The organism is Sporosarcina sp. G11-34, from assembly GCF_026931025.1.
In genome coordinates, this window is sequence record NZ_JAHNZW010000005.1 from 116,033 (window position 1) to 129,079 (window position 13,047).

13 protein-coding genes are annotated in these 13,047 nt (G+C 39.0%); 8 read left to right on the plus strand and 5 right to left on the minus strand.

Annotated elements, in window-relative coordinates; translation table 11 throughout:
* Positions 1-447 precede the first annotated feature (447 nt).
* Together KSU66_RS08630 and KSU66_RS08635 are read right to left on the minus strand one after the other, a co-directional pair.
* Positions 448-1,431: a DMT family transporter gene (locus tag KSU66_RS08630; RefSeq protein ID WP_269051038.1), complete on the minus strand. Its 984-nt coding sequence runs from the start codon at positions 1,429-1,431 to the stop codon at positions 448-450.
* A complete protein-coding gene (locus KSU66_RS08635) occupies positions 1,428-2,324 on the minus strand; it encodes a choline kinase family protein (RefSeq protein ID WP_269051039.1) in 897 nt (298 codons plus the stop codon). Before KSU66_RS08635 ends, KSU66_RS08630 begins: the two co-directional genes overlap by 4 nt.
* Before the next feature lie 307 nt (positions 2,325-2,631).
* Here KSU66_RS08635 and KSU66_RS08640 point away from each other — a divergent pair, with 307 nt between their 5' ends.
* The 3 genes from KSU66_RS08640 (at position 2,632) to KSU66_RS08650 (ending at position 4,235) form a co-directional block, all read left to right on the plus strand.
* Positions 2,632-3,456 (plus strand): aldo/keto reductase, encoded by an 825-nt coding sequence (locus KSU66_RS08640; RefSeq protein ID WP_269051040.1) that lies wholly within the window; start codon positions 2,632-2,634, stop codon positions 3,454-3,456.
* Between the two features lie 146 nt (positions 3,457-3,602).
* Positions 3,603-3,791, plus strand: a complete 189-nt coding sequence (locus KSU66_RS08645; protein ID WP_443028957.1) for a hypothetical protein — start codon at positions 3,603-3,605, stop codon at positions 3,789-3,791.
* Positions 3,792-3,902: 111 nt separating this feature from the next.
* Positions 3,903-4,235, plus strand: coding sequence for a hypothetical protein (locus KSU66_RS08650; RefSeq protein ID WP_269051042.1), 333 nt, complete (start codon positions 3,903-3,905; stop codon positions 4,233-4,235).
* Positions 4,236-4,296: 61 nt separating this feature from the next.
* Here KSU66_RS08650 and KSU66_RS08655 read toward each other — a convergent pair whose 3' ends face one another.
* The 3 genes from KSU66_RS08655 to KSU66_RS08665 all read right to left on the minus strand — a co-directional run bounded on the left by KSU66_RS08655 (position 4,297) and on the right by KSU66_RS08665 (position 8,093).
* On the minus strand, positions 4,297-5,637 hold the full coding sequence (locus tag KSU66_RS08655) for a cyclic 2,3-diphosphoglycerate synthase (protein ID WP_269051043.1): 1,341 nt from the start codon (positions 5,635-5,637) through the stop codon (positions 4,297-4,299).
* Between the two features lie 176 nt (positions 5,638-5,813).
* A complete protein-coding gene (locus tag KSU66_RS08660; protein ID WP_269051044.1) occupies positions 5,814-6,515 on the minus strand; it encodes a glucosamine-6-phosphate deaminase in 702 nt (233 codons plus the stop codon).
* A 222-nt stretch (positions 6,516-6,737) separates the two neighbouring features.
* Positions 6,738-8,093: a catalase gene (locus KSU66_RS08665; RefSeq protein WP_269051045.1), complete on the minus strand. Its 1,356-nt coding sequence runs from the start codon at positions 8,091-8,093 to the stop codon at positions 6,738-6,740.
* 665 nt (positions 8,094-8,758) lie between these two features.
* Between KSU66_RS08665 and KSU66_RS21330 the strand changes: the two genes are divergently transcribed.
* The 5 genes from KSU66_RS21330 (at position 8,759) to KSU66_RS08690 (ending at position 13,032) form a co-directional block, all read left to right on the plus strand.
* Positions 8,759-8,908 carry an arginase family protein gene (locus KSU66_RS21330; protein ID WP_329958790.1) on the plus strand — a complete coding sequence of 50 codons (150 nt, stop codon included), beginning with the start codon at positions 8,759-8,761 and terminating at the stop codon, positions 8,906-8,908.
* Between the two features lie 534 nt (positions 8,909-9,442).
* The gene (locus KSU66_RS08675; RefSeq protein WP_269051046.1) at positions 9,443-10,612 is read left to right on the plus strand and encodes an acyl-CoA dehydrogenase family protein; all 1,170 of its coding nucleotides are present in this window, start codon (positions 9,443-9,445) and stop codon (positions 10,610-10,612) included.
* Between the two features lie 33 nt (positions 10,613-10,645).
* Complete coding sequence (locus tag KSU66_RS08680) at positions 10,646-11,512, plus strand: transporter substrate-binding domain-containing protein (protein ID WP_269051047.1); 867 nt, start codon at positions 10,646-10,648, stop codon at positions 11,510-11,512.
* Between the two features lie 86 nt (positions 11,513-11,598).
* The gene (locus KSU66_RS08685; RefSeq protein ID WP_269051048.1) at positions 11,599-12,306 is read left to right on the plus strand and encodes an amino acid ABC transporter permease; all 708 of its coding nucleotides are present in this window, start codon (positions 11,599-11,601) and stop codon (positions 12,304-12,306) included.
* Positions 12,307-12,318: 12 nt separating this feature from the next.
* On the plus strand, positions 12,319-13,032 hold the full coding sequence (locus KSU66_RS08690; protein ID WP_269051049.1) for an amino acid ABC transporter permease: 714 nt from the start codon (positions 12,319-12,321) through the stop codon (positions 13,030-13,032).
* Positions 13,033-13,047 lie beyond the last annotated feature (15 nt).

Genomic DNA, 13,047 nt, shown 5'->3' on the forward strand with positions numbered 1-13,047 from the left:
TTACCTCTTTTATTTATAAATGCGAACGTCAAGGTTTTTTGGCAACTCTTCGTCTATAATGGTTAAGCCTAACGCCTCGTTGATTGTAGTGGAAGGCGGCGTCTCCTGTGGGATTAGCGGGACAGTTGAGACCCCACAGGAAGAGCCGTCACGAAGAACGGCTTTTGCGACCGAAAAGCGCCAGCGTTTGGGAGCATTATTAATAGATGTATAATTTCTGCAGAGTACGCAAAAATTATACAAACCGAACCCTTCGCTGTTCGGCTGGCTCAACGACCGCCCCACGGAAAGCGTCAGGGAAAGATCGAACTGTAACTTTCCGCACTGTCCGCCTGGAACGAAAATCTATATTATTCGGATTTTAATGCTAAATACTCGATAATGAAATTGGCTCTATTAATATTAAATAAGTTAGGATAGACATACAATACGACTATTTCCAAAAGTTCATTTCACAAATGATTGTTTCCCAATTGGCAGCAATTGCGGATCTCTTTTTTCTACAACCGTTAAAATCGAACCCGCGATAATAAAGACAGCAAACATAAACTCCTTGAACGTAAAGGCGGTTCCAAATAGAAGCGCCTCAAAGCCAACAGCCCATGCTGCATAGGTAATATTCATAGCCATTGCACGACTAGGGCCTATGACATTAATGGCATTATAATAGAAGACATACGATAATGTTCCGGCAAGTGCGACACCGGCAAGTGCAAGGAGAATGATTGGTGACGCGATAATTTGAAGTGTATAAGAATGCCCGACAAAAAACGGGATAATGAGTAGTCCATAGATAATCGAAGAAGTATATTGTCTAATAAGCAAAGCATGTTCAGGTTTGATGCCATCGTCCTTCATTGCATAGGCACTTACAACACACTCCATTCCCCAACCTATAATACAAATGATGAGAAAAACGAGCCCCCAGGATACATTGGAACCTACAGCAAGTTCCCCGGAATAACTCAGTAATATGATGAATGTAATGCTCATGATAAGTCCAAACCAATTATTTAAACGTAATTTATCTTTCAATATTAAATACGCAAAAAAAGCACCTACTGCTGGATAAATACTCGAAATAACGGCTGTGTAAGACGCACCTATACTTTGAATTGAAAGGACATAAAAGGTCATCCCAATAGGTCCCCCGAGAGTCCCAGCCAATATAATGATTCGGCCCGGCTTTCTTTTCAAACTAGAAATCGCAGTCTTAAACTCTCCTTTACTGCCAAGGTAAACCGTCATCCAAATCGCAGAAAATGTGTCATGAAGAAAAGTACTTAATAACGGCGCAACAAATAGCAGTTCTTCAAAAGCCAGAAATCCCGTCATCGATAAAACAATACCAATTAATACAGTGTCTACTGCCCAAAAAATGCCCGAGAAAATACCAAACGTTACCCCGTTAATTGTCTTGGAATTCCTCATGTAGTTAGCCGATTAGCATACATATCCTTGTAAAGCGTTAAGTTCCTTTGTAGGCGTTCAAAACGATCGCTTCCATACGAGCCAAAGTCATCGCCTTTAGCTTCCTTAAATAACGTCCACATCGACCATAAGTAATCTTGAAAAATCTTATGAATAAGAATTATTTCCTTCTCTACTTCTGTTGCTTCTCGTTGGAAATAGTGCCCTAAAAAGAGGTCCTCCTCTTGTCCATCAAACTCCGATTCAATCAAATGTGTCGCCACATCCCATAACGGATCAAACATGCCACTATACTCCCAATCAATTAAGTACAGTTTTCCTTTCTCATCCAAAACAAAATTTTCATATAGCGTATCAATATGACACGGCACTTCTATTCTTTCTAGTGCATCGTAAGCTGATTTTACATGCTGTATTTCCTTTTTCACTTCTGCAAAATGAGGATAAAATTGCGCATTTTCTACAACTGCATTTTTTTCATAAAGCCCCATCAGTTCATACAATTTGAATTGGTTGCCCATTTGAACACCAGAACAATGTAATCTCCGAAGCACACTCGTAACTTTCTTCATCGTTGCTTCTTCTTTTGTGGCGGATTGTGTCAACGTCACAGCTCCTGGAATCATACGCGTTACTTTCAAGCCAGTTTCTGTATCAATATAGATATGTTCCGGATTAATGCCTAATTGCACACCGATTTCAAGGTTGTTTCTTTCCTCTCTTCGATTAATTAATTGATCCGTTCCCACGCCTGGTATTCTCACGATATAGTGTTCGTTGCTAACGGAAGCTAGATAATTAATATTTGTCATTCCACCAAATGGCTGTACATTTGTGATTTCTGATTCGGAAACATCTAGCACTTCTGTTAATATTTCAGCTACTTTTCTCATTTGTCATTCTCCCCTTTTGCCTTACAAGTAATACTAATGTTGAATAAAGGAACAATTTTCCCATCCCTACCATTGCGTAAGCGCTTACAAAAATTACGCTTAATTTTCTGTAAAATTAGGTATTCCTATTAGTATATCAATATACTAGAAATATGTAAATGCCATTCAAATAAAGGAGTCTGCAATAGGCTTTAAGAATTGCAATCTAGTGAATTTGTTATCGAATGCTAGCCAATACCTAAAAATTCAAATTACTAATTGCCTATGATAGACTAAGTGAATAGCAAAGATGGAAGGAAGCGATGAAATGGACTTTAAAACGTTAAACAATGAGCTTGATATTCCACAACTTGGTTACGGGGTTTGGCAAATACCTGATGAAGAGGCGGATAACGCAGTAAAACAAGCACTCGAAACGGGCTATCGCTTAATCGACACCGCTAAAATTTACGGAAACGAAATTGGCGTCGGAAAAGCACTCGCTACAAGCAATGTACCACGCGAAGAGTTATTCATCACAACCAAAGTATGGAATACCGATCAAGGCTATGAAAATACACTAAAAGCATTTGACGAAAGTCTTGAAAAATTAGGTTTGGATTATGTTGATCTCTATTTAATCCACTGGCCAACACCGGAGTACGATGAATATGTAGACACATACAAAGCATTAGAAAAACTCTATCAAGAAGGCCGCACAAAGGCGATTGGTGTCTGTAACTTCGATATCGAACACTTACAGCGGATCATTGATGAGTGTGAAGTCTTACCGGCCGTAAACCAGATTGAATGCCACCCGTACTTACAACAAACAGAGCTCAAGCAGTTTTGTAAAGAACATGGTATTTTAGTTGAAGCATACAGCCCGTTAATGAACGGCACCAAGGTTTTAGAAGATCCTATTATTCAAGAAATCGCAAAACGACACTATAAAACACCAGCCCAAGTCATTCTTCGATGGCATCTAGAATCAGATGTTGCTGTCATTCCTAAAACAGTGACACCATCACGAATGAAGGAAAATATAAAGGTCTTTGATTTCAAACTAAGTTCAGATGACCTTACTAAGATTGCTAGCCTAGACCGCGGTGAAAGACATAATGCAGTACCAAATGAAATGAACCATCGATAAGCACCAATAAATAATCCCCTTTTTACCTATTGACGGTAAATTGGGGATTATTTATTTTCCACACGATTAGCTCGACTTATATCACCTCTCTAAATACCATTCTGAATAAAACCTCCCTTACAAGGCACAATAAACAATGGGAGGTGATGTCCGTGAGTAAAAACAACAAAAAAACAATGAATGAAAGAACCAATAATAGCTTCGAAACCTACAAAAATAATAAAAACAGCAATAGTAACAACAACGACCCAAAGAATATCCTAAAAGGAGAATTTGCTGCTGATTTTGATCCAAAAGATAATAATAAGAATCAGCAATCTAAAAAAAATAAGTAACGACAAAAAATTCTTCATTTACTTAATCCAAGTGAATGAAGGATTTATTGATCACATAGTCCACTTTCAAACATTTTCCCTCTATATAGATAGTAAAAGGGGAGATTTTTATTGAATACGTACTTAGGAAACTACTCATACTTCACAAGTAAACGAGAGCTAGACAAGGCCTTCAAGCAACACAGAGACCAAAACATACACAAAATGAATGACACAGATCACGACACACTTGAAATGATTCGCCGTCACTCTGTTAAATCAGGCACTGCACATTTGAAGCATGACACCATTGAAAAAGGGATTGGCAAATCCAATTCAACAGTCCGCCGTTCACTCCGTAAATTGAATCAGCTAGGCATCATCGACCGTGTCCATTATATTCATCCTGATATCGGCGGGCTAGGTGCTAATATTTATGCCATTAAACTATTCGAATTTAAGTAGACAAAAAGGAAGTCGACAATCTAGTCGACTTCCTCCTAATTTATTCAAATGCCGTGCGTAATCAAACAAGTTTATGTTTTTGAATAAAGTCTTTTAAGACTTCATCTAAATTCGGACTACCTACTTCGTCCAATTCATAGTGGACACGTGTATAAGGCTTATCTATTGAAATGATTCGCGATAAATCCATCGGTGTTCCAATGATCACCGCGTCACAGTCCACATTGTTTATCGTTGCTTCAAGGTCTTTTAATTGCTGCTCACCGTACCCCATTGCTGGAAGTACATTTTCAATATGCGGGTACTTCTCAAAAGTCTCGATTAACGAACCTACTGCGTAGGGACGCGCTTCAATAATTTCCTTCGCACCTAAACGTTCAGCCGCAATAATACCTGCACCTATTTTCATCTCACCGTGTGTCAACGTCGGGCCATCTTCCACAACGAGTACACGTTTTCCAGTAATAATATCTGGACGATCCACGGTAATCGTAGAGTCTGCTTTAATGATTGTACTGTTAGGGCTTACCAGCTTGATGTTATTTTCTACAATTTCAATTGCTTCTTCTGATGCACTATCAATTTTATTGATGATGTTAACATCGGCTGTTCTTAAACAAACCTCGCCCGGATAGTATTTCAACTCATGACCTGGGCGATGTGGATCCAACACATTCACTGCTAAATCAGGCGCGTAGAATGAGAAGTCATTGTTTCCACCGTCCCACAAAATCACGTCACAACCATCTGGATCATTTTCAGCCGCCGCCAAAATATCTGCATAATCAACGCCCGCATATATAATATTTCCACGTATCACATGTGGCTCATATTCTTCCATTTCTTCAATCGTACAATTATGTTTCTTTAAATCCTCTACTGTAGCAAAACGCTGAACACGCTGCGCAGTTAAATCACCGTATGGCATCGGATGTCTAATGGCGACCACTTTTAAATCGTGTTCGAGTAGCGTTTCGATAATTTTTCGTGACGTTTGGCTTTTACCTGTTCCCGTTCTTACAGCACAAACCGAAATGACCGGTTTATTACTTTTTATCATCGTATTTTTGTGCCCGAGTAGTGTGAAGTTCGCACCCGCTGAATTGACAAGCGCGCCGATACCCATTACTTTTTCATAGCTTAAATCGCTATAAGAGAAAATACATTCATCCACTTCCAGTTCCACAATCAACTCAGCTAATTGATCTTCCGAATAAATCGGAATGCCTTCTGGATATAATTCACCCGCTAATTCTTTTGGATATTTACGCCCATCTATATCAGGAATTTGTGCCGCCGTAAACGCCACAACATTATAGGTTTCGTCATTACGATAGACTGTATTAAAATTGTGAAAATCCCTTCCTGCCGCACCAATAATAATTATATTTTTTCTTTTCATATGTATGTCCTCCTACAATTATAATAACTAGTTATAATTATACTACTAAATGTATATTAATACGAGTCTTTTTTGAAAATAAATATTAAAACCTCAATAAATAGGATCTACTTTATTAAAATGACCAAATAAAAAAGCCATCTAGGGCAATATTCTCTCCCTAAATGACCTTTCAATTACTTAACTAAATCCTTAATATCGGTAATAACAGTTACGTCACTATGCTTAATCAGTGCAGTTACCGGATATTCCGTAGTCGTTTTACCTTCCATGAGCTTTTTAAGCGCAAAGCGTTTTTTCTCGCCAAATACTAGCAATATAATCTTTTTCGCTGCTAGAACTGAGGCTATACCCATAGTTAATGCAGTGTCAGGAATCTGCTTATCATTGTCGAAAAACTGGCTGTTTACGCCCAGTGTCGAATCAGTTAATTGTGCAATATGCGTAACAGATTCAAACGATGTACCTGGCTCATTGAATGCGATGTGACCATTTACTCCTATGCCGAGAAACTGGACATCAAGTGGGTGCTGACGAAGCAGTTCTTCGTACGCAGCACACTCAGCCTCCAAGTCTTCAGCAACGCCGTTCGGAATATATGTTTTCTTGAATTTCTTTTTCCCAAATAAATGCTCATCCATAAAAAATGAATAGCTGTTTTTGTCATTCGCCTCTAGGCTTACATACTCGTCAAGGTTAAAAGTCGTCACATTTTCGAATGAGAGATCAGATTCTACCCATTTTTCATAAATCGGAATCATCGTACTTCCTGTCGCCAGGCCGAGCACGTCTAGTTTTCCTGCATCAAGCTGTTCCTTCATCATTTCCAGTACTTTTTGAGCACCTTGTTCTTGATTCTCTACTGTTATAACCTTCATTTGTTTCACCCTACCCTATTCTTATATACCTACTTGTTAATTTTAAATACTAACCCGTCTAGTGTCAATGTTCATCCATTTATTAATGAAAAGTAGTTGTTCAATTTGAAACATTTTCAGTGGTGACCCCATTATTTACACAACAAAAAAAGCCACGCTCAATCGAATATGGCCCTTGCATCAATCCCGTATTTTTGCTGAAATTCCTTATGTTTTTTCAATTTAACCCTTTGTCACTTCTTCGATTTTCCCGGTAACGCGTTCCCCCATTTCCGGCGATGCGTTGGACAAATAGGTCAAAACAGTACGTTGCGTTTCTTGAGATATGCCGGCAAGCCCAGCCGAAAGATTATTGACTAGACGGTCTTGTTGTTCAGGGGATAGAGCATTATAAAATTGACCAGCCTGCGTAAAATCATCCTGTATTGGTATATCTGATCGTACAAGATGCCCCTCCACATATCTGCCATTGCCGCTGGTCACAAGAGAATCTGGCGACCAGTATTGCTGATGATTGATAGGTATTTTGCGAAAATCTGGTCCCAATCGCCGACGCTGCGAATCCCAATAAATATTGGCACGTCCCTGCAGCAACTTATCATCTGATAGTTCTGCTCCCTCCAAGAGATTAGATGGTGAAAACGCCACTTTCTCCACTTGTTCCATATAATTTTCCGGATTTTGGTTCAACGTCAATCGGCCTACTGGTATAAGCGGATACTGCCGTTCATCCCATATCTTTGTGTCATCTAACGGGTCAAAGGGAAGACTTTTTTCGTCCTCTGGATTCATAAGCTGCACATACAGCCCATAGATAACTGGTTCTCCGTTCGCTATCGTATCATACAAATCCTGACCTGCAATATCCGGATTCTCAGCGTTACACCTTGCCGCTTCTTCGCTGTTTAAATACTGCTCCCCAGCATCGGGAAACCAGTGATATTTAACATAACTGCGAACGCCCTGATTATTCCTCCAAACGTAGGTGTTCACACTATGACCTGGCATGTGGCGAAAACTTTTTACAGTGCCGGAATCAGAGAAAAGCCGAACAACTAAATTAGTCGATTCTGGCGCTCTCTCGACGAAGCTCCAGAACATTTCCGGATCCGTCAGGTTATTGACCGGCGAGGGAGATAAAGCCGCAATCGCCTCTGGAAAACGAATGGCATCACGTATTAAAAATACAGGGATATGGTTGCATACCAGATCAAAAATCCCTTGTTCGGTATAAAACTTAGAGGAAAAGCCACGTATATTTCGCGAAGCGTCCGGCGTACCTTTATTACTTGCGGCGAGTGAAAATCTTACCGTAACAGGAACTTGCTGCCCAGGATTTTGTAAAAAACAAAGCTTGGTGTATTGCGCCATAGAATACACCGTCTCAAAATACCCAAAAGCGCCAAACCCCTTAACATGTACAGGTCTTTCTATAATTTTTGTATGAACAAGCCCCTCCAATGTTTCATGTAATATCGTGTCCTGCTCCAGCACTGGACCCCTTTCACCTACTGTCTGTGAATGCAGTCCCTTTAGATGATTGGAAGAATTCGATTCCCGTCTATTATTTTCTTTCATAATTATTCCCGCCTCCTGTAGATACACTATTATTTATGTGAGGCAGCATGCAATTATGAATTTTTATATCTGTAAAACAATTAAATATCCATCGAAATCTGTTACTGTGACAAAACCTGTTTAGACGAACGGAATAGTGACACTTGATTGATATATTCCACTATCCAGTATTTATCTGCGCATCCCTTCCTATCGTTAAAACAGGATAATCTTATAATCAGTTAAAAAAAATATACATTCTCCAAAATTAGGTTAGAAGTTTGACTAAAAGAAACGGCTTTTAATTAATTTTAAATATAACATGACTAAATTTAAAAGAGCATGAAATATTCAATCAAATATAACATTGTAAATCCTTCGAGAAGGGGTTTGAACAATTATAGCCAACAATATTTACGGGAATACACTTTGTTTCCTTGGAACAAAAAATATATCTACTGACAAATCATTGGAGGATATAGACGCTGTTGTATACGGAGTTCCATGGGTAGGTGCTGTTACTTGGGGCGATTTTGCCGGTTGCGAGCTTGGCCCAAAAGTGATGCGATTAACATCAGCAAGATACAGTGGCTATTTGCCAGTGCATAATATATCGATGTATTCGAACACAATGGGATTGGTAATATTGCGATGTCGATGTCGTACCATCCGATGTTGATGAAACCATGGAGCTTATCACAAACTTTACTAGTGAACTTTGGAATAGCGGGAAGTTTCTAATTGGCCTTGGTGGTGATCATGATATAACATTCCCGTTTGTGAAAGCACCCACAGAACAAGGGATAAAAGCAGGCATTATTGAGCGTAAAAAATAATACAGATTATCGAAGTGCATTGTAAATAAATACGGGCGCGATTATAGTCGCGCTCCTCCTTATCAAATAGTTAACAAAAACAAGTCAATTATATTAGATGAGCCCATCCTTAATAGGATTATTCTGTCCGTTATTTTGACGGGTACTTGTGCATTGTTTAATTATGGCAATTCAAGGATCTCTATAAATATTATAAAAGTTAGTCAACCAAATGCTGAATTAGTTGACTAACATACTTCACTTTATGCAGTTCAAGTCTATTGTCTAAATGTTTCCGCGCATAGGCACCTGAACTCTAAAATCGAAACCTATACCACAAACAATCATGAAAGTTTAACCGTTCTTGTTGGTTTCATGCATTTATGATGGATACCCCAATATTGATGTGAAATGAAATTGTCAATCACAGAACCATCTTGACACTTCAACTAAGCTTAGTTAGACTTAGTAATTAGTAGTCCTACTAAACTGATAGGTTTAATATATTAAGGTGAAAGAGCATGCTATTTTTCAATAATAACTAGGAGTGAATACGTGATTAATTTGTTTGTAAAAACGGAACCCCAAAAAAAATGGATGCAAAAGTTGTATGAGAAAGAAACAAAGTTTAAAAATACTTCAGTACAAACCGATGAATTCTCAATCTTCCCTAAAGATAACATCCAAGACTTGATAGATATGGGCTACAGTAGTATCACACTGCCAAAGGCTTATGGAGGTGAGGGATTAGGAGTCTACGAAATGATCCTTTTTCAAGAAACGCTTGCCAGCTTTGACGAAAACACAGCTCTTTCTATCGGCTGGAATTTTGGGGTTGTTGGAGACATTTTTGAACAAAAACTTTGGAAACAAAAGGATCTGGAGTCTTTTTCCAAAGAAGTCTTAAATGGTGCATTAACAAATCGTTCAGTCAGCGAAGCACAAACAGGAAGCCCTACCAGAGGGGGACGCCCAGGAACAAATGCGGTAAAAAAAGATGGGTATTGGGAGATTTCGGGACGTAAAAGTTTTACAACCGCCTCTCCAGTATTAACTTATTTTCTAACATCTGCATGGATTGAAGAAAAACAAAAGGTTGGATTCTTCCTGCTACATAAAGATTTAGAAGGTCTATCGATTGATGAGACATGGGACGTCATCTCAATGAAGGGAACTGCAAGTCACGATCTCGTTCTCCAAAATGTAAAAGTCGATGAGTCAAAACTAGTTGAACTTCCTGATGTTCCGAAAGGCGGAAAATTTAATGGCTGGCTCCTTCATATTCCCGCTTGTTATCTCGGAATTGCGCAAGCCGCAAGGGATTACGCTGTACACTTCGCCAATACTCATTCCCCAAATAGTTTAAATGGACCCATTAGCCAATTACCAAATGTCCAACAACTGCTTGGTGAAATAGATTTAGCGCTAACACAAGCAAGGCATCTTATTTATAGTGTTGCTGAAGCATATGACGATGAATCTCGAAGAGGCTATCTAACAAATGAGGTTGGTGTCGTCAAACACACTGTTACAAATTCAGCAATTACGATTGTCGATAAGGCGATGAGAATTGTAGGTGCAAAAAGTCTACAGCGCGGCAATCCTTTACAACGATACTACCGAAACGTTCGGGCAGGTTTGCATAATCCCCCAGCGGATGACATGACGATTAGAAACTTGGCCTTGTCAGCTATAGAACAAAAGAAATCTAAAGCTTTATTTTAATAGGACAAATAAAAACAAAAGGGGTTGTATAAGTTGAAAATTAAAAAGTATTTGCAAGGAATTATTATCGGTTCGGCTTTGGTCGCTGTTTTAACAGCTTGTAACTCAGGTGACAAATCAGGAAGTTCTACTGCCAGCGACGATTCCGATGTTCGAAAGGTAAAAGTCGCTTATGATCAAGCTTCAAAACCGATGTCTTGGTTGGATGATGATGGAAATCCAACGGGCTATGACGTCGAAGTCATGAAATTAGTCGATGAGCTACTTCCTCAATATGAATTTGAATATATCGGGACAACAAGCGACGACCTGCTCATTGGCGTAGAACAAGGAAAATTTCAAGCTGGTGTGAAAAATGCTTTCTGGACAGAGGAAAGAACGGCAAAGTTTATTTTTCCTGAGGAATTCCTTGGATTAAGTAGCGCTGGCTTATTGCTTAAAAAAGAAAATGAACACATAAAGACACTAGCAGATTTTGCTTCAGCTGGATTTTCATTGGCTCCGATAGCTGCCAACAATGCACAATATACAATCATCGAGGAATATAACAATGAATTCCCCGACAACAAGGTAAACCTTGTAGCTGGCGATGCTTTTACAGTTGACGTCGTTCAGTGGGTAATTGAAGGGCGTGCAGAGGGCGGAGTGGCGATTGAAGGACATTTTGAAAAACAAGTATCTGATGTAGATAGCCCATATCATAATTTGAAAGACGAAGTTGTTTACAATGAGTTCGACGTCATCAAAACATGGCCCCTATTTAACAAAAAAGAACAAGAATTTGCAGATGCTTACGATAAAGCCATCAAACAAATAAAAGACGATAAGAAAACAAGTGAATTGAGCAAAGAGTTTTATGGCAAAGATTTGTTTGAAGTATTGGATTCCGTGAATCGATAAGTATATAGCTACATAATGAAAGGCTGTTGGGTGTGCCGTAAACTCGACAGCCTTTGATTATTACCTTTTTACGATGGAGTGAAGATATGGAAAAGTATTTTGACGCAACATTTATATGGGAATCACTTCCACTGTTACTTCCGTTTTTAAAAGTAACATTTATGGTTGCCGGTCTATCTGTACTATTCGGAACACTTTTAGGCTTTGTAATTGCAGCTGCAAAAATCGGGGAAAATAAATTTGCCAGCGTATTAGCGAATGGATACACGACAGTATTAAGATGTACCCCTTCCATTGTGCTTCTATTTTTAGTTTATTACGGAATTCCTGCCATCGGAGATAACTTCGGGCTATACCTTCATGACGTTAACACAGCGGTATTTGTTGTCATCACCTTTACGCTTCAATTCGCGGCCATTATGTCTGAAGTTATCAGATCCGCCTATCAATCTATAGACAAAGGGCAATTCGAGGCTGCAGTAAGCGTTGGGTTAACCAATACACAGGCCTACAGAAGAATCGTAGCTCCACAAGCGTTTGTAGTCGCAATCCCAAATTTCGGTAACGGCTTGCTCGCCCTACTCCAAGAAGGGTCCTTAGCATATACGATTGGGTTAATCGATGTCGTCGGAAAAGCAAATCTAATTATCGCAAGCAACTACAATACACATACATTAGAAATCTTTATTGCTTTAGCAATGATTTACTGGGTGCTCTCAATTTTAATCGAACAAGTCTTCCTGAAACTAGAAAAGGTATTTAGCAAAGGAAAACAATCATTAGAAACTACATAAGGTGGTGAGAATGTGTCAGATGGTCTAAATTATAAATTTCTATTCGATACATTTTTTGTTGCGTTATCGGGGGTTCCTATCACGTTGATTGTTACATTTGTAGCTTTACTCATCGCGGTACCAGCAGGTTTCTCCCTTGCCTTGACAAGAATCAATAGAATCCCAGTTTTAAATCGTTTCGCACAGGTATACGTTTCTTTTGTTAGAGGGACACCAATCATTATTCAAATTTTCATTGTGTATAGCAGTGTTCCTATACTGCTCACCTCGATATTCACAAAATACAATATCAATATGAACGTGTACGATGTGAATCCAATTTGGTATGCATTCATTGTCTTTTCCTTTAATACGACAGCTGTTCTAATAGAAGTGTTTCGTTCCGCTTTAAGCACAGTAGATAAAGGTCAGCTAGAAGCTTCACATTCAGTCGGACTTACAAATTCGCAAGCTTATCGAAGAATTATCATCCCTCAAGCGTTAGTTGTGGCCATGCCAAATCTTTGTACAGCTACTGTCAATTTGATTAAAGCAACGTCCTTGGGCTATGCCATGTCACTACAAGAAATCACGCTGAAAGCCAAGGTCGCTGCAAATGTTGGGTACAATTACGTTGAGGCTTATATCGATATTTTCCTCGTTTATTTAATCTTATGTAGTCTAGTGGAATTCGCATTTAAACTTTATGAGAAACGTTTAAGTAAATATAAACCAGCAAATGCTTGAAAGTAAAACGGGGGT